This window comes from Sulfitobacter albidus (genome assembly GCF_018200035.1).
Classification (GTDB): Bacteria; Pseudomonadota; Alphaproteobacteria; order Rhodobacterales; family Rhodobacteraceae; genus Sulfitobacter; species Sulfitobacter albidus.
Genome location: NZ_CP073581.1, coordinates 2,529,423 through 2,545,504 on the forward strand (window position 1 = coordinate 2,529,423; position 16,082 = coordinate 2,545,504).

The following is a 16,082-nucleotide window of genomic DNA, read 5'->3' on the forward strand; positions in this document are numbered from 1 at the left end:
GGCGCGCCGTGCGTGCCGCGCGCTGTGCCCCCCGCGCCAAAGGCTGCTGCTGGTGGCGCAAACAGTCTCAAGCCGGGTGTTCATCTTCCAAATGGTCATGCTATGAGGCGCGCATTCGTGCCGCGCGGAGCGTTCCGCTTTGGCCCGCCTCGACACCGCGACGCATCCGACGCGGACCTTACAGGAGACACTGCATGCAAACCGGACGGGTAAATCCCAAATTCAGCCTGGAAGATCAGGGGATCACGGGCCTCGGCGATGTGCATTACAACCTGATAGAGCCCGCGATCATCGAAACCGCCCTGAAGCGCGGCGAAGGGACGCTGGGCAAGGGCGGCGCATTCCTGGTCACGACCGGCAAATTCACCGGCCGCTCCCCCAAGGACAAGCACGTCGTGCGCACGGCGGATGTCGAAGACACGATCTGGTGGGAAAACAACGCCGCCATGAGCGCGCAAGGCTTTGACGCGCTCTACACCGATATGACTGCCCACATGAAGGACCGCGAGTATTTCGTGCAGGACCTCGTCGGCGGGGCGGACCCCAAACACGCGATCAACGTACGCTTCGTGACCGAACTGGCGTGGCATGGCCTGTTCATCCGCCACATGATGCGGCGCCCCGAGCGCGACCAACTCGACGATTTCATCGCCGATTTCACGGTCATCAACTGCCCCTCGTTCAAGGCCGACCCGGCCAAGCATGACTGCCGCTCGGACACGGTCATCGCGATGAATTTCGAGCGCAAGATGATCCTGATCGGCGGCACCGAATACGCGGGCGAGAACAAGAAATCGATCTTTACGCTGCTCAACTACATGCTGCCGGAAAAAGGCATCATGCCGATGCACTGCTCGGCCAACCACGCGCCGGGCAATCCGGTCGACACGGCGATCTTCTTTGGCCTGTCGGGCACGGGCAAGACGACGCTCTCGGCCGATCCGGGCCGTATCCTGATCGGCGATGATGAGCACGGTTGGGCGAACAACGGCACCTTCAACTTCGAGGGCGGCTGCTATGCCAAGACGATCAATCTGAGCCCCGAAGCGGAGCCCGAAATCTACGCCACGACCGAGAAATTCGGCACCGTCATCGAAAACATGATCTACGACCCCGAGACGAAGGATCTGGATTTCGACGACGACAGCCTGACGGCCAACATGCGCTGCGCCTATCCGCTGCACTATATCTCGAACGCCAGCGCCAAGGCGACCGGCGGGCACCCCAAGAACATCATCATGCTGACCTGCGATGCCTTCGGCACCCTACCCCCCATCGCCAAGCTGACACCGGCGCAGGCGATGTATCATTTCCTGTCGGGCTTCACCTCCAAGGTGGCGGGCACAGAGCGTGGCGTGACCGAGCCTGAGCCCACGTTCTCCACCTGTTTTGGCGCGCCCTTCATGCCGCGCAGGCCCGAGGTCTACGGCAACCTGCTGCGCGACAAGATCGCCGAGCATGGCGCGACCTGCTGGCTGGTCAACACCGGCTGGACCGGTGGCGCCTACGGCACCGGCTCGCGCATGCCGATCCGTGCCACCCGCGCGCTGCTGACCGCGGCGCTGGACGGCTCCCTGCTCAAGGGGAAGTTCCGCCGCGACGAGAACTTCGGCTTTGATGTGCCGGTATCCGTTGAAGGGGTCGCCGATATCCTGCTCGACCCGCGCCGCACGTGGTCGGATGCCGAGGAATACGATGCTCAGGTGCGCAAGCTTGTCACCATGTTCGCCGAGAATTTCGAGCAATACATGCCCTTCATCGACGACGACGTGAAGGCCGCCGCTATTCGCTGAGCGACACAATACCACATGCAAAAGGCCGCTGCCCTCACGGGCGGCGGCCACTTTTTTGGGCAAAGGTTAAAATTTTAACGGTCTAGGCCGCCAAAGCCACCAGATCCTTGAGCGGCAGGTCCAGCACGTAGTGCAGATCGTCACGCTCCATGTAGGCCATAAATCCCTCCACTGGCTCGGGCATACCGTCGATGGCCCAGCGCACGGCACCGGGGATCGTGTGCATCCAGCCGGTGCGCTCCGCCAGACCCTTCATCGCAACGGGATTGGCCATGAACGCCATGATCATGTCGGGGTCAAAGTGCTGCATCGCCTGGTAGAAACCATAGCGCCCCAGCACGCAGGAGACCCCGCGACCGCGCAGGGATTCCTCACCGGGCGCGATCCAGAACTCCCCGTCGTAACAGCAGGTCCCGTAGATCCGGCGCAGCGCGGGTGCCACCCGGCAGCGAGAATGCGCGAGATTCAAGCCGGGCACGGACGGTGGGAAGTCACGGAAATTGCGGGAAAAATACTCCCCCATGCTGAGCCCTTGCAGATCAACCAGCCGCATCGCCTGCGTGTGCACGATGCGCCGGTCAATCGACCGGCCGATGATCCAGAATGCGTTTTCCGTGGTGATCGGCTGATGACGCGGATCAAAGGGCAGGCCCAAGGTATGATCGGGGCGTGCCTCGGCCAGAAGGCTGCGATATTCTTCGAAATCATAGCCGATCTCGAGATGGATGCCGTAGCGATTGAAGATTTCCGAACTTGAGGCAACAAACCTGTCGCCCGTTTCCATGGTCAAAAGTGTCATCTGGAATCGCCTTTTGTTTCCGTTACTCGGACAGAGTACGAAAACAGCCACAGAATTGCCACAATTTATACGGGTACTTCGAAATCCACCCTGGCCTTGTCTGGCACCTCCTTGAGAGCGCTCTGGGGAACGCCCTCGATCCTCACCTCACAGGGCCGGTCCACCACCGATATGATTGCCGGTGATTGGTCCGGCAGCCTGACCCCAAATAATAAACGATCAAAAATCACAGTTTCCAGCGGAGCCTCAGGGGAAAAGCGCGTGCGCGTCATCACCTGATCCAACCGCACCGCCGCATTCGCGGTAATCTCCCGAAACGGCGCGTTCGCCAGCGTCGCGATCGCCTCGCCGCCGGGAAACTGATTGAGGTTGCGCCCCAGGCTGCTGCGGGCCTGCGCCCATCCAAAGAACGACGAATAAAACGACCGCTCGCCCACTTCGACACAAATCCAGCCGTCCGAAATCTCACGGTAGCCCATCACATAGGGGCGCACGATATCCATCGCGGGCGCCTCCAGCATGCCTTCGGCCTGAGTCCATGCCTTGACGGCGGTGCGCAGCAAATCGGATCGACCGGACCATACGGCGGACATCGGCACTTCCTGCTGCAGATATTGCATGCCCGCGCCACTGTCGTAGGTGAACCGCATCATGCCGCCAACGTCGTCAAAGTTGCCGGAATACCAGACCTCGCCCTGATCCAGCAGCCGCTGCGCCGGCGCCAGGGCGCGCGTGCCCGCTTCGGTCAGCCCGTAGCGGCGGTGTTCAATCTCGAAAAGCTTGCCACCCATCGCAGTCTCAAGCTGCGTGATATGGCGGCGGACCGTCTGCCGCGTGCTGCCCAATGCCTCGACGGCCTGCGTCAGATTGAGCGTGCGGGCCAACACGGTGAACGACCGCATCATCTCGTACAGCAAGGCCGGTGTTGCGGCACGGTCGACCGACGGCAGGGGGATATCGTTTTGCTGGTTCACGCATTGGTTGTTATATCAATCACTCATTAATGCAACAAATATCACCCATTACGTGTAAATAATTTTCCCAAAAATTAAAATTTCTATCCAATTGATCGGTCAACGGAATTTTCCGACAACCGTGCCAGACACAACCAAGGGTTATTATGATGGTTCATCCCGTTGACACGCACGTCGGCCAGAAATTGAAACAGATCCGGACACTGCGCCGGATGTCGCAAACCGATGTAGCGAACCGGCTTGGCCTGTCGTTCCAGCAGATCCAGAAGTACGAGATCGGATCGAATCGCATCGCGGCAAGTCGCCTCTTCGAATTGGCGCAGATGTTCGACATCAGCCCGGCGTATTTCTTCGAAGGGCTTCAGGAAGAAACCTCAGTGCCGCGCGATGCCAATATGCAGATCGTCAGCGCCCTCGCCGCCATCAAGGACGACAGCATCAAGAGCCGAATCGTAACCTTCATCGAAGATGTCTCTGGCATCACCGTCGCGCGGCAGAACTGATCAGCCGAAAAACCCGCGCCGGACGAGGTTGAGACCGGCGAGCAGCAACACTAGAAGGGTGAGCTGCCGAAAGACCGCCTGATTGATCCGGTCCAGCACCTGCCCTCCCAACCACAATCCCGCCATGGCAGGCAGCACCAAAAGTGCGGAAAACCAGACCGTCTCGGCGCGCAGAACCCCCGAGGCGATATGCGCCCCCAAGAGCGCCACCGCCCCCAGGCCATAGATCACGCCCTGCACCCGCATCTGGTCGTGTTTCGCCGTGCCGATTGCCGTCAGATACAGCACCGTCGGTGGCCCCCACACCCCAGACACACCGCCCATCGCACCGGCCACCGTGCCCACCGTCGCCTCGACCGGGACCGAGCGCTGCGGGAGTCGCGGGCGCCAGCCGCTCAGTTGCAGCACCGTCAGCAGCGTCACCAGCACGCCGATCACCGCCATCATCGTGGTCGCGGGAATCGATCGCACCAGCTGCGCCGTGATGATCAACGCCGCACCGCCGCACAGCAGAAACACCCAGAACCGCGCTGTCGACGCCAGCGCCGCACGCGGCCCCTGCCGCAGCGCCTGCTGGCCATTCGTCACCAGCGTCGGCAGAATCAGCCCCGCCAACGCGGTCTCGGGCGTGGCAAAGATCGTCAGGCCCGACAGCAAGACAAGCGGCATGGCGAATCCGACAACCCCCTTCACCACCCCTGCGACCACGGCGACCGTGACGGCAAAGCCGAGCTGTGCTAGAGAAAATAGCGGGAAAAAACTCTCCATGCCCCTACGTACCACGGGCAGACGCGACCGCACGAAAAATCGAGCGCGAAACTTTCGTCCAAATTGCCGCAGCAAAACGTATCTTTGTTGCGCTGCACCTGCAAAGGGATTATGCGGGCGGTAACGGAACAAGGATACAAATCTATGGCACACGATGGACAGCTGAATATCGACGCACCGGTCCTGCTGGATGACTTGTTGGCGCTCACCGGCGCCGCTGTCGATCCCGTCACCGCGCTGCTCGCGCGCGCGAAAGAGACCGTCGGCGCGATGGTCACCGAAGATGGCCGCATCTCGAACGGGCTTGTCGAGGCGCATCAAACCGCCGCCCACGGGCTGGCGTGGCTCGCCACCTACGAACAATCGCTGCGCAAAATGCAAAACTGGGCCGAAGCGCTTCAAGCCGACGGTAAATTCGGCGAGACCGAAGCATTGATCCACCAGATTGCCTTCGGCGAATACCTCTGGCAGATCTATGGCGGCATCCAGATGAACCAGGGCGAAATCGTGCGCCTTCAGGATCTGGGCCTCAGCCAGGAAGACCAGCGCGGCCTGATGGAACCCGCGATCCAAAAGCTGACGCAGCAAGGCAACACGCAAGCCGCCCGCACCCGCCTTGTCGCGCTGATGCAGGAACAGGCGGCAAACGCGACCGTCGGCGCCTCTGGCCTCGACGAAGAGCTTGAGATGATCCGCGACCAGTTCCGCCGCTACGCCGTCGAAAAGGTCGAACCCTTTGCCCACGACTGGCACCTCAAGGATGAACTGATCCCCATGGAGGTCATCGAGGAGCTGGCCGAAATGGGCGTGTTTGGCCTGACCATCCCCGAAGAATACGGCGGTTTCGGCCTCAGCAAAGCGTCCATGTGCGTCGTCTCCGAAGAACTCTCGCGCGGCTACATCGGTGTCGGCTCGCTCGGCACCCGATCCGAAATCGCGGCAGAACTGATCATCGCCGGCGGCACCGAAGAGCAAAAACAGAAATGGCTGCCCCGTCTGGCAAGCGCCGAAACCCTGCCCACGGCTGTGTTTACAGAGCCGAACACCGGCTCCGATCTTGGCAGCTTGCGCACCCGCGCGGTCAAGGACGGCGATACCTACAAGATCACCGGAAACAAGACGTGGATCACCCACGCCACGCGCACGCAGGTCATGACCCTGCTGGCGCGCACCGATCCGGCCACCGACAACTACAAGGGTCTGTCGATGTTCCTTGCCGAGAAAACCCCCGGCACCGAGGAAGATCCCTTCCCCACCCCCGGCATGACCGGCGGCGAGATCGAAGTGCTTGGCTACCGCGGCATGAAGGAATACGAGCTGGGCTTTGACGGCTTTGAAGTCAAAGAGGAGAACCTGCTCGGCGGGGAAGAGGGCAAAGGCTTCAAACAGCTGATGGAGACGTTTGAGAGCGCGCGTATCCAGACCGCCGCGCGCGCCGTGGGCGTCGCACAATCCGCGCTCGATATCTCGATGCAATACGCGCAGGACCGCAAGCAATTCGGCAAGGCGCTGATCAACTTTCCGCGCGTGTCGTCCAAACTTGCAATGATGGCGGTCGAGATCATGGTGGCGCGCCAGCTGACGTATTTCTCGGCGTTCGAGAAGGATCAGGGTCGCCGCTGTGACGTGGAGGCCGGGATGGCCAAACTTCTGGGCGCCCGCGTCGCCTGGGCGGCGGCCGACAACGGCCTGCAAATCCACGGCGGCAACGGCTTTGCGCTGGAATACAAGATTTCCCGCGTGCTCTGCGACGCCCGCATCCTCAACATCTTTGAGGGTGCCGCCGAGATTCAGGCCCAAGTCATCGCCCGCCGCATCCTTGGATAGCCCCGCGCGAAACGCTCCAGTGGAGCGTTTCGGACCGGCGGCACACCGAGATTCACGAACGGGTCATCGCCCGCCGGATCCATGGGTAATCTCGCGCTAAACGCACAAAAAGGCGCCTTCAGGCGCCTTTTTGTGTCTCCCCTGCGCTGAAATACGCCAAACGCACGCAATCCCCTTGTGAGCGATGCCGCCCGTGGCTACCTCACAGCCATGGCAACGCAACGTCTCTCTCCCGAAAAATGGATCGACGCCGGATTTCTTGCGCTCGCGCAATCCGGGCCCAAGGCGCTTGCCGCCGAACCCCTGGCGCGCCACCTGGGCACGACAAAGGGGTCATTCTACTGGCACTTCAAGGATGTACCGGCCTTTCACGCCGCCCTCCTGCGCGAATGGCACGCCAAAGCACTGGCCGAGGTGATGGACATGCTGCAAGCCGACGGACCGCCCGATGCCCGCCTGCGTGCCTTCGGGCGCAGCATCCTCGACGATCCGACCGAATCCGCGTTGCGCGTCTGGGCCCACAGCGACGCCGCCGTCGCCGCGACCCTGCGCGAGGTTGAAGCGCAGCGGCTGACCTATCTCGCCCATCTGCTCAAACAGCTCGACCTGCGCAATCCCGCCTTTGCCAACGCGCTGCTTGCCAGCCTGATCGGCCTGCCGCAGTTGCACACAACCAGCGACCCCCACGCGGCCCTCGACGCGCTTGTCGACACGATTGTGGCGCTTGCATGAAATCCGGCGCTGCCGCCGCCCTGTTGCTGGCGCTTTGGGGCTGTCAGGGGGATGAAACCGTGCGCGCCTACGGCGGTGCAGATCGCGTCTGGGTGCTGGAGGCAATAAATGGCGCGCCCTTCGCGGCAACCGCGACCCTCACCTTTCCCGAGGAAGGGCAAATCGCAGGCAGCGCGCCCTGCAATAGCTACTCGGGTGCGATGACCGTACCCTATCCGTGGTTTGACGCAGGCCCGATCGCCGCCACCAAACGCGCCTGCCCCAATCTCGCGTCAGAAGCCGCGTTTTTCGAAGGCTTGGATGCCGCCACCCTCTCTGAGATCGCAAACGACACGCTAATCCTGTCCAATACCGACGGGCTGAACATGCTTTTCAAAGCCCGCGACTGAACCGCTCCACAAACCGCGCGCGCGCCTCGGGCAATGTCTTGCCCCCCAGATCAGCGGCCAGATGCGCCTCCAGAAAATAGCCCGTTGTCCGAAACGCCTGCGCGATCTCGGCATCAGGCGCATCGCCCACCCCGCGCAGCACATCTGGCAAGGGCAGCAGCCGGGCGGCCCACTCCCCAGCGCCCGCCTCCGACACCGCGCGCCCCGACTTGGGAGAGACATAGCGCAGCCCGTCGACGGCCCCCGTCACAGCACAGGCTGACAGATCCAACGCATAGCCCAGCTCTTCCAGCAGTGCGACCTCCCAACGCAGGTAGGCCAGCGGCCACAGATCCCCCTGCCCCAGCAAATCCAGCAACGCCTCGGTGCGCGCGTAAAGCGGCGCATGCGCCTCCCGCTCCGGCAACGCAAACGACACAAGCGCGGTCACCGCATTCAGCCCGGCCAGCGCCAGCCGGTCCCCCATCGCCTGCGCCGCGCGGCTGCGCACAGGCTCCACGGTGAACGCCCCGATGTGATCCTCCAACCGCGCCCGCCACGCCAGATCCAGCTGCGCACCTGGCTGCAGGATAGGCGCAATCTTGCGCGACGTTCCTCCCCGGACGATCCCCGCATGCCGTCCGTGCCCGGGCGTAAAGACCTCCAGAATGGCCGACGTCTCCCCGTGCCGACGCACGCTCAGCACGATCCCCTGATCGCGCCACTCAATCACGCAAGCCCGTCCTCATCCAGCAAATGCCGCCCCGCGCGGTCCTCGACCTCGATGACCCACAGATCCGGATCAAACCCACGCTGCCGGGCGATTGCCGCATCCACCTCCGGCTCCGCGCCCTCGCTCAACACAACCCAGGCACCCTGATCAAACCCGCGCTGAAACAGCCGCGCCCGCCCGTCCAGTGTCGAGAGCTTCACCAGAACGGCCCCCGCCGTGTCATCCCCATGCGCCACGACAAAAGCGGGGATATCCGCGAGCCGCAAGCGCGTCAGATAGGCATCCACCCAGAACCGCGCGGTCAGACGGCTCACGCCGCGCCCCCCTGCACCCTTTCAAAAATACCTATCCAACCTCTCGGCTTGGTACGCCCGCCAGAGGGTTCAGCCATCCCCATCCCGAAACTCCAACCCCATCTCGGAATAGCGCTCTTTCTCTTCCAGCCAGCCGGGCCGCACCTTCACCTGCAAGAACAGATGCACCCTGCGCCCCAGAAATTCGGTCAACTCCTCGCGCGAGGCCTTGCTCACCGCCTTGATCGTCTCGCCCTTGTGGCCCAGCACGATGCCCTTGTGCCCGTCGCGCATGACATAGATCACCTGATCGATCCGGGCGGAGCCATCCTTGCGCTCCTCCCAGTTCTCCGTCTCTACCGTCATCTGGTAGGGCAGCTCCTGATGCAGGCGCAGCGTCAGCTTTTCGCGCGTCATCTCTGCGGCTATCATGCGCATCGGCAGATCTGCGATCTGATCTTCGGGATAGAGCCACGGGCCCTCGGGCACCTCCGCCGCCAGCCAGCGGCGCAGATCATCGCAGCCGTGGCCGCGCTCGGCGGAGATCATGAAGGTCTCGGCAAAGGTGAACCGTTCATTCATCTTCTGGACCAACGCCAGCAGGCGCGGCGCCTCGACCCGGTCGATCTTGTTGATCGCCAGCGCCACGCGGCGCCCCTGCCCCACGTCAGCCAGCCCTTCGAGGATGCGCTCGACCCCTTCGGTGACCCCGCGATGCGCCTCGATCAGCAGAACGATCACATCCGCGTCCGACGCCCCGCCCCAGGCGGCCGCGACCATCGCCCGGTCGAGCCTGCGGCGCGGCTGGAACAGGCCCGGCGTGTCGACGAACACGATCTGGCTGTCGCCCTCCATCGCCACGCCCCGGATGCGCGCGCGGGTGGTCTGCACCTTGTGCGTGACGATCGACACCTTGGCGCCGACCATGCGATTCAGCAGGGTGGATTTGCCCGCGTTGGGCTCTCCGATGAGGGCGACAAAACCCGCGCGTGTGCTCATGTATCCTGCTCCATCCGGGCCAGGAGATCCTTGGCCGCTTCCTGTTCCGCCTGTCGCTTTGCGCTGCCGCTGGCCTGCGCCGTCTCACCGCTGTCGAGCGTGACCGCAATCGTGAAGACCGGCGCGTGATCCGGCCCGCTGCGTTTGACCAGCGCGTAGCTGGGCGGTTGCTGCCCGCGCGCCTGCGCCCATTCCTGCAACGCCGTCTTGGCGTCGCGCGCGTCCGCGTCAACCGATCCGATACGCACCCCCCATAGACGCAGGATCATCTCGCGCGCCGTGTCAAAGCCCGCATCCAGATAGACCGCGGCAATCACCGCCTCCATCGCGTCGCCCAGCAGCGCCTGCTTGCGCCGCCCGCCGGACAACATCTCCGAACGCCCCAGCCGCAGCACCGCACCAATGTCGATCTCCCGCGCCACATCGGCGCAGGTCTCCTTGCGCACCAGCGCATTGAAGCGCGGCGCCAGCTGCCCCTCGCTTGCCGCGCGGTCCTTGTCCAGCAGCGCCTCGGCCATCACCAGCCCCAGCACCCGGTCGCCCAGGAATTCCAGCCGCTGGTTGTCGTCGCGGTTGGGCGTCGACATAGACGCGTGGGTCACGGCTTCGCTCAGCAGATGCGGCGCGGCAAACCGGTGGCCCAGTCGGCCCTCGAACGCCCGAAGCTCCGCCGACAGCTTCACTTGACCGCTTTGAAGAAACGATCGCCGCGCCACGTCCAGAAGAACAGCATCGACCGCCCGGCCGAGCTGAACATGATCCGGTCCGCGCGCCCGATCAGATTTTCGTAAGGCACAAACCCAACGCCCCCCGCCGTCTGCGCCAGACGGCTGTCGGCGGAGTTGTCGCGGTTATCCCCCATGAAGAAATACTGCCCCTCGGGCACGGTATAGACGCCCGTGCGGTCCGACGCCTGCGGCCCGATGTTGAGCACGGCATAGCTGACCCCGTTCGGCAACGTCTCGATCACGCGTTCCTTGCTGCACGTACCGCCCTGCCCCACCGCACCATTGGCGCAGCGCGGGCGCAGGCCCTGCGGGCCCTGCAGTTCCATCAGCTCGTCGAATTGCCCGTCGGGGGTCTGGGTGACGACCTCACCGTTCAGCGTGATGACACCGTTGGTGATCTGCACCCGGTCGCCGGGCAGGCCGATGAGCCGCTTGATATAGTCGCGCCCCGAGACGGGATGGCGGAACACCACGACATCGCCGCGCTCGGGCTCCCCGCCGAACAGGCGCGTATTGTCACCATCGGCCCAGCCGCACAGTGTTTTTGCGTCCAGATTGATACCAAACCGTGGCAGGATCACGCTGGGACACGAGGCGTAGGAATAGCCATAGGCCATCTTATTCACGAAAAGGAAATCCCCGATCAGCAATGTCTGCTTCATCGACCCGGAGGGAATCCAGAACGGCTGGAAAAACAGCGTTCGGAACACCCCGGCGATCAGCAACGCGTAGACGACCGTTTTTACGGTTTCGACAATCGCATTGCCCTTCTTTTCGGTCTTTGCCATCTGGGCGGTCCTCTTGGATTAGCTCGGGGTTACATGCGCAGGGGGCGGGGCGGTGTCAAGGCGCCAGCGGCCGCGCTTCAATCACGACAAAGGCCTGCGCCCAGGGGTGATCATCTGTCAATGTCACGTGAATGATCGCCTCGTGCCCCGCGGGCGTCATCTGCGCCAACCGCTCGGCGGCCCAGCCGGTCACGGCCATCACCGGTTGGCCGGTGGGCAGGTTGCTCACCGCCATGTCGCGCCAGCTGATGCCCATGCGCAGCCCGGTGCCCAGCGCCTTGGAGCACGCCTCCTTCGCTGCCCAGCGTTTCGCGTAGGTGCCCGCCACATCGCGCCGCCGCTCGGCCTTGGCCTGTTCGATGTCGGTGAACACCCGGTTGCGAAACCGGTCGCCGAACCGCTCCAGCGTGCCCGCGATGCGCTCGATATTGGCCAGATCCGTGCCGACGCCCAAAATCATGGGACAATCCGCGCCGTCAGGATCTTGATCCCCGCCGCCCCGAACAGCAGCGCAAAGCCACCCTCGAACCAGCGCCGCAGACGGGTGTAGGCAGCAACGACGCGGGCCGATGAAAAGGCCACGGCATAGCCGAGAAAAACGACGATCCCGCCCGAGTACAGAAATCCGAAAAGCCACAGCAGATCGGCGGGGGCTGACCCCGCAGGCAGCGCAATCGCATAAACGGCGCCCCAGCTGATGATCGCCTTGGGATTGGTGAGGTGGATCAGCGCACCCTTGGCAAAGATGCGGCCCGCCGCGACGGCACCCTTCGATAGCGGCGCCAGGGGCGCGCGGCGCCGCAGTGCAGATCGCAGCGATTTGACGGCGAGATACAAAAGATAGGCCGCCCCGGCATAGCGCAAGATCTCGAACACCCAGACGTTGGCGACCATCACCGCGCTCATCCCCAGCGCAGCGGCGATCCCCCAGAATGCCCCACCGCACAGGATACCTAGGGCAAAGATCACGCCCGCACGCCGCCCCTGTGTCATCGACGTGCCCGCGATGCCCAACGTGGCCGGCCCGGGGCTCGCCCCCGCCAGAACCCACGCAAACCACAGCAGAGCAAGCTCATAGCCACTCACGCGCGCGCCCTCGACCGGGCATCGGAATTTTCGAAAATTCCGGTCCGAATTTTTGTAAAATTCGGCTCGTTACGCATCCGCGCGCGCCGCATCCATCAGATCGCGCATCTCGGCGATGGCCGGTTGCAGCCCGCGAAAAATCGCTTCCCCGATCAGGAAATGCCCGATGTTGAGCTCCATCACCTCCGGGAACGCCGCGACCGGCTGGACCGTGTCGTAGGTCAGCCCGTGGCCCGCGTGGACCTCAAGGCCCAGAGCGTCGGCAAATGTCGCCATCTCGCCGAGCTTGCGCAGCTCCTCTGCGGCGTCCTCCATGCGGCCCTCCGCGTGGGCGTCGCAATAGGCGCCGGTGTGCAGCTCGATCACCTCCGCGCCGATGCGGTGCGCGGCCTCGATCTGGCGCTGCTCTGCCGCGATGAAGATCGACACACGGCTGCCCGCCTCGCGCAGCGGTGCGATGAAATGCGCCAGCCGGTTTTCCTCGCGTGCCACCTCCAGCCCGCCCTCGGTCGTGCGCTCCTCGCGCTTTTCGGGCACGATGCACACGGCGTGTGGCTTGTGGCGCAGGGCGATCTTCTGCATCTCATCGGTTGCCGCCATCTCGAAATTCAGCGGCACCGTCAGAACCTCCATCAGCCCGTCGATGTCCGCGTCCGAGATATGGCGACGATCCTCTCGCAAATGTGCGGTGATGCCGTCCGCCCCGGCCTCCTGCGCGATACGCGCCGCGCGCAGCGGATCGGGGGTCGCCCCACCACGCGCGTTGCGCACGGTTGCCACGTGGTCGATGTTCACACCCAGTCTCAGCTTGCCTTTTTCAGCCATTGGCCTTCCCTTCCTTGTCCTTCCGGGCGGCGAGCCGCTTTTTCTCTTCCGCCTTGGCCGCCGTCTTGGCCTTGAGCGCCTCGAACTTCGCCTTGATCATGCCCCGGCGGCGCTGCTGATAGGCGCGCAGCACCGGCACCATCAGGTAATAGCTGAGCGTGGCAAAGAAGATACCGGGCAAAATGCCGCCGATCAGGTAGGGATAGAAGATGTCGCGCGAAAAGATCGCAAGACCGGACCAATCCATCCTGTCATCGGTAAAAACCGCAACGAAGTTGTGCCAAAGATCGCTGCCCGCATCGCCGAACTTGCGGCTGAGCGCGCGCAACTCACCCTGTTGCAGCTCGGTGCCAAGGATCCAGTGCCCCGATTTCAGCGAGGCGAGCGCGATGAACACGAACGTCAGCGGATTGCCCACAAAGGTCGCCATGAGGGCTGCGACCATGTTGCCCTTCATCAGCTTGGCGAGCACGATTGCCGCCACGAAATGTAGCCCGAACAGCGGTGAGAACGTCACGAACACCCCGGCCCAGATCCCCGCGCGATCCGCTCGGGACTGTCCGGCAGGCGCCGCATGCGGTGTTTGACGTAGTGAAACGCCCGCGTCCAGCCGCCGCGCGGCCACAGGAACTCCGCCACCGACCGCAGCCACGGCTTGGGATCTCGCCGCTTGAAGATCACGCGCGCGGCCCGTCCGCTTGCGCGTCCGGCAGGCCAGCTTTGGGATTGCGGTAACGGGTCAAGGCGGCAACGTTTCCTTCGGCTTGCAGGGTCAGCATCAGCGAATGCAGATGCGCAGCATCGCGAAATTCAATATGCATCAGAACGCGGAAAAAATCTGGCTTTCGTTCGGTGAAATTCAGATCCGAGATATTGGCCCCCGCCTCCCCAATCAAGGTGCAGATCCGGCCCAGAACGCCGCGGTCGTTGCCGATGGTCGCATCCAGCGTGGCACTGTAGACCGCCGGATGGCTGCCGTCGTGCCAGCGCAGATCCAGCCAGCGCTCGGGCTGGTCCTCATAGGCGCTCAGCCGGTCGCAATCGATGGCGTGCAGCGTCACGCCCTTGCCGCGAAAGGTGATGCCGATGATCCGCTCGCCGGGCAACGGCTCACAACAGGGCGCGCGGTCGAACGATTGCCCCGGCTCAAGACCGATAATGGCGCGCTTGCGCTCGATCTGCTCGCCCTGAGGCACCTCGAGGTTGGGATAGACGGCCTCGACCACCTCGCGCCCGGTGATCTCGGCACTGCCAAGCAGTTCCAGCACGGTCTCCGCGTCCTTGTGGCGCAGATGCCGCGCCGCGGTTTCCAGCACCTTGTCGGTGACCCGCTTGCCGACCTGTTCGAACGCAGACCGCGCCAGCTCGCGCCCCAGTTTGACAAAGCGTTCTCGGTCCATCTCACGCAAGGACCGCCGGATCGCTGTCTTGGCCTTGCCGGTCGTCGCGATATCAAGCCATGTGGCCTGCGGTGTCTGCCCCTCGGCGGTGATGATCTCGACCGATTGGCCGTTCTTGACCCGCGTCCAAAGTGGCACGCGAATGCCGTCCACCTTTGCCCCCACACAGGCCGCGCCGATTCGCGTGTGGATGGCGTAGGCAAAATCAATCGGTGTCGCGCCCTTGGGCAGCTTGATGACCTCCCCCTTGGGGGTAAAGCAGAACACCTTGTCGGTATACATCTCCAGCTTGACCGCTTCGAGAAAGCTCTCGTGATCCTCCTCGGCGTCGAACTGTTCGGTGAGTTGGCTGATCCATTTCACCGGATCCACCGCAAACGGGTTTTTCGACCGCACCCCGTCGCGATAGGACCAATGCGCCGCCACCCCCGTCTCGGCCACGTCATGCATGGGACGCGTGCGGATCTGTACCTCGACCCGCTTGCCGTCGCGCCCCGACACCGTTGTGTGGATCGAGCGGTAGCCGTTGGATTTGGGCTGGCTGATGTAATCCTTGAACCGCCCCGGCACCGCGCGCCAGCGCTGGTGAATGGCGCCCAGCGCGCGATAACAATCCTCTTCGCTGTCGGTGATGACGCGAAAGCCGTAGATGTCCGACAGGCGGGAGAAGGATTGCTCTTTCTCCTCCATCTTGCGCCAGATCGAATAGGGTTTCTTGGCGCGGCCGAACACATCCGCCTCGATGCCCGCGCGGTCCATCTCGGCGCGCATATCGGTGGTGATGCGCTGGATCACGTCGCCGGTTTCACGTTGCAGGGTAATGAACCGCCGGATGATGGATTTGCGCGCCTCGGGGTTGAGCACCTGAAACGCCAGATCCTCCAGCTCTTCGCGCATCCACTGCATCCCCATGCGGCCCGCCAGCGGGGCAAAGATGTCCATGGTCTCGCGGGCCTTTTGCACCTGCTTGGCCGGGCGCATCGCCTTGATCGTGCGCATGTTGTGCAGACGGTCGGCAAGTTTGACCAGGATAACTCGCAGATCCTTGCTCATCGCCATGAAGAGCTTGCGGAAATTCTCCGCCTGCTTGGTCTCGGTCGAATTGAGCTGCAGATTGGTAAGCTTGGTCACCCCATCGACAAGCTCTGCCACCTCTTCACTGAAAAGCTCGGCAACTTCCGCGTAGCTGGCCGGCGTGTCCTCGATGGTGTCGTGCAGCAGGGCGGTGATGAGCGTGGCGTCATCCAGCTGCTGCTCCGCCAGAATGGCGGCCACGGCCACGGGATGTGTGAAATAGGGCTCGCCCGAATGACGGGTCTGCCCGGTGTGCATCAGATCACCGTAGGCATAGGCGGCCCGGATCAGCCGCTCGTTTGTTCTGGGGTTGAACCCTTTTACGAGGGCCAGCAGGTCGTCGGCAGTCTGCGTCATCGTCCGCCTTTACCAACCTTGGGGGGCGGGAGCGT

At 63.4% G+C, this 16,082-nt stretch carries 19 protein-coding genes; 5 read left to right on the plus strand and 14 right to left on the minus strand.

The annotated features are described in order from the left end of the window. The first annotated feature begins 194 nt into the window (after positions 1-194). Positions 195-1,793 carry a phosphoenolpyruvate carboxykinase gene (locus KDD17_RS12385; protein ID WP_212703944.1) on the plus strand — a complete coding sequence of 533 codons (1,599 nt, stop codon included), beginning with the start codon at positions 195-197 and terminating at the stop codon, positions 1,791-1,793. An 82-nt stretch (positions 1,794-1,875) separates the two neighbouring features. Here KDD17_RS12385 and KDD17_RS12390 read toward each other — a convergent pair whose 3' ends face one another. Together KDD17_RS12390 and KDD17_RS12395 are read right to left on the minus strand one after the other, a co-directional pair. Beyond that, positions 1,876-2,592: a hypothetical protein gene (locus KDD17_RS12390; protein WP_212703945.1), complete on the minus strand. Its 717-nt coding sequence runs from the start codon at positions 2,590-2,592 to the stop codon at positions 1,876-1,878. 65 nt (positions 2,593-2,657) lie between these two features. After that, positions 2,658-3,566, minus strand: a complete 909-nt coding sequence (locus KDD17_RS12395; protein WP_212703946.1) for a LysR family transcriptional regulator — start codon at positions 3,564-3,566, stop codon at positions 2,658-2,660. Between the two features lie 149 nt (positions 3,567-3,715). On the opposite strand from KDD17_RS12395, the gene KDD17_RS12400 reads away from it, so the two are divergent. Further along, entirely contained in the window at positions 3,716-4,069 is a 354-nt protein-coding gene (locus tag KDD17_RS12400) for a helix-turn-helix domain-containing protein (RefSeq protein WP_212703947.1), read from the plus strand. On the opposite strand, the gene KDD17_RS12405 is transcribed toward KDD17_RS12400, so the two are convergent. Beyond that, the gene (locus tag KDD17_RS12405; RefSeq protein ID WP_212703948.1) at positions 4,070-4,837 is read right to left on the minus strand and encodes a sulfite exporter TauE/SafE family protein; all 768 of its coding nucleotides are present in this window, start codon (positions 4,835-4,837) and stop codon (positions 4,070-4,072) included. It lies immediately after the preceding gene. Between the two features lie 144 nt (positions 4,838-4,981). On the opposite strand from KDD17_RS12405, the gene KDD17_RS12410 reads away from it, so the two are divergent. The 3 genes from KDD17_RS12410 to KDD17_RS12420 all read left to right on the plus strand — a co-directional run bounded on the left by KDD17_RS12410 (position 4,982) and on the right by KDD17_RS12420 (position 7,785). Beyond that, the gene (locus KDD17_RS12410) at positions 4,982-6,664 is read left to right on the plus strand and encodes an acyl-CoA dehydrogenase family protein (RefSeq protein WP_212703949.1); all 1,683 of its coding nucleotides are present in this window, start codon (positions 4,982-4,984) and stop codon (positions 6,662-6,664) included. A 210-nt stretch (positions 6,665-6,874) separates the two neighbouring features. Then, positions 6,875-7,396 carry a TetR/AcrR family transcriptional regulator gene (locus KDD17_RS12415; RefSeq protein WP_212703950.1) on the plus strand — a complete coding sequence of 174 codons (522 nt, stop codon included), beginning with the start codon at positions 6,875-6,877 and terminating at the stop codon, positions 7,394-7,396. Further along, a complete protein-coding gene (locus tag KDD17_RS12420; RefSeq protein WP_212703951.1) occupies positions 7,393-7,785 on the plus strand; it encodes an META domain-containing protein in 393 nt (130 codons plus the stop codon). The genes KDD17_RS12415 and KDD17_RS12420 overlap by 4 nt, the downstream gene beginning before the upstream one ends. Here the strand turns inward: KDD17_RS12420 and recO are convergent. The 11 genes from recO to KDD17_RS12470 form a co-directional block, all read right to left on the minus strand. Further along, positions 7,769-8,494 carry a DNA repair protein RecO gene (recO, locus tag KDD17_RS12425; protein WP_212706233.1) on the minus strand — a complete coding sequence of 242 codons (726 nt, stop codon included), beginning with the start codon at positions 8,492-8,494 and terminating at the stop codon, positions 7,769-7,771. The two genes, KDD17_RS12420 and recO, sit on opposite strands and share 17 nt — an antisense overlap. Further along, positions 8,494-8,811, minus strand: a complete 318-nt coding sequence (locus KDD17_RS12430) for a DUF1491 family protein (protein ID WP_212703952.1) — start codon at positions 8,809-8,811, stop codon at positions 8,494-8,496. Before KDD17_RS12430 ends, recO begins: the two co-directional genes overlap by 1 nt. Positions 8,812-8,880: 69 nt before the next feature. Beyond that, on the minus strand, positions 8,881-9,789 hold the full coding sequence (era, locus tag KDD17_RS12435; RefSeq protein ID WP_212703953.1) for a GTPase Era: 909 nt from the start codon (positions 9,787-9,789) through the stop codon (positions 8,881-8,883). Beyond that, positions 9,786-10,472: a ribonuclease III gene (gene rnc / locus KDD17_RS12440; protein WP_212703954.1), complete on the minus strand. Its 687-nt coding sequence runs from the start codon at positions 10,470-10,472 to the stop codon at positions 9,786-9,788. The genes era and rnc overlap by 4 nt, the downstream gene beginning before the upstream one ends. Next, the gene (gene lepB / locus KDD17_RS12445) at positions 10,469-11,305 is read right to left on the minus strand and encodes a signal peptidase I (RefSeq protein ID WP_212703955.1); all 837 of its coding nucleotides are present in this window, start codon (positions 11,303-11,305) and stop codon (positions 10,469-10,471) included. Before lepB ends, rnc begins: the two co-directional genes overlap by 4 nt. A gap of 55 nt (positions 11,306-11,360) precedes the next feature. Then, positions 11,361-11,765, minus strand: coding sequence for a holo-ACP synthase (gene acpS / locus KDD17_RS12450; RefSeq protein ID WP_212703956.1), 405 nt, complete (start codon positions 11,763-11,765; stop codon positions 11,361-11,363). Further along, positions 11,762-12,391 (minus strand): LysE family translocator, encoded by a 630-nt coding sequence (locus KDD17_RS12455; protein ID WP_212703957.1) that lies wholly within the window; start codon positions 12,389-12,391, stop codon positions 11,762-11,764. Before KDD17_RS12455 ends, acpS begins: the two co-directional genes overlap by 4 nt. Before the next feature lie 69 nt (positions 12,392-12,460). After that, positions 12,461-13,216 carry a pyridoxine 5'-phosphate synthase gene (locus KDD17_RS12460; RefSeq protein ID WP_212703958.1) on the minus strand — a complete coding sequence of 252 codons (756 nt, stop codon included), beginning with the start codon at positions 13,214-13,216 and terminating at the stop codon, positions 12,461-12,463. After that, on the minus strand, positions 13,209-13,733 hold the full coding sequence (locus KDD17_RS12465; RefSeq protein WP_431358124.1) for a DUF2062 domain-containing protein: 525 nt from the start codon (positions 13,731-13,733) through the stop codon (positions 13,209-13,211). Before KDD17_RS12465 ends, KDD17_RS12460 begins: the two co-directional genes overlap by 8 nt. After that, positions 13,730-13,897 carry a hypothetical protein gene (locus tag KDD17_RS19270; RefSeq protein ID WP_431358125.1) on the minus strand — a complete coding sequence of 56 codons (168 nt, stop codon included), beginning with the start codon at positions 13,895-13,897 and terminating at the stop codon, positions 13,730-13,732. The genes KDD17_RS12465 and KDD17_RS19270 overlap by 4 nt, the downstream gene beginning before the upstream one ends. Continuing rightward, positions 13,894-16,047 (minus strand): RelA/SpoT family protein, encoded by a 2,154-nt coding sequence (locus tag KDD17_RS12470; RefSeq protein ID WP_212703959.1) that lies wholly within the window; start codon positions 16,045-16,047, stop codon positions 13,894-13,896. The genes KDD17_RS19270 and KDD17_RS12470 overlap by 4 nt, the downstream gene beginning before the upstream one ends. Positions 16,048-16,082 lie beyond the last annotated feature (35 nt).

Bases quoted from the DNA above. Each gene is read 5' to 3' on its own strand.
- KDD17_RS12420 (WP_212703951.1), top strand. From the start codon at position 7,393: ATGAAATCCGGCGCTGCCGCCGCCCTGTTGCTGGCGCTTTGGGGCTGT.
- KDD17_RS12460 (WP_212703958.1), bottom strand. From the start codon at position 13,216: ATGGCTGAAAAAGGCAAGCTGAGACTGGGTGTGAACATCGACCACGTG.
- KDD17_RS12415 (WP_212703950.1), top strand. From the start codon at position 6,875: ATGGCAACGCAACGTCTCTCTCCCGAAAAATGGATCGACGCCGGATTT.
- KDD17_RS12400 (WP_212703947.1), top strand. From the start codon at position 3,716: ATGGTTCATCCCGTTGACACGCACGTCGGCCAGAAATTGAAACAGATC.
- KDD17_RS12410 (WP_212703949.1), top strand. From the start codon at position 4,982: ATGGCACACGATGGACAGCTGAATATCGACGCACCGGTCCTGCTGGAT.
- KDD17_RS12385 (WP_212703944.1), top strand. From the start codon at position 195: ATGCAAACCGGACGGGTAAATCCCAAATTCAGCCTGGAAGATCAGGGG.
- KDD17_RS12405 (WP_212703948.1), bottom strand. From the start codon at position 4,837: ATGGAGAGTTTTTTCCCGCTATTTTCTCTAGCACAGCTCGGCTTTGCC.
- KDD17_RS12390 (WP_212703945.1), bottom strand. From the start codon at position 2,592: ATGACACTTTTGACCATGGAAACGGGCGACAGGTTTGTTGCCTCAAGT.
- acpS (WP_212703956.1), bottom strand. From the start codon at position 11,765: ATGATTTTGGGCGTCGGCACGGATCTGGCCAATATCGAGCGCATCGCG.
- era (WP_212703953.1), bottom strand. From the start codon at position 9,789: ATGAGCACACGCGCGGGTTTTGTCGCCCTCATCGGAGAGCCCAACGCG.
- lepB (WP_212703955.1), bottom strand. From the start codon at position 11,305: ATGGCAAAGACCGAAAAGAAGGGCAATGCGATTGTCGAAACCGTAAAA.
- KDD17_RS12470 (WP_212703959.1), bottom strand. From the start codon at position 16,047: ATGACGCAGACTGCCGACGACCTGCTGGCCCTCGTAAAAGGGTTCAAC.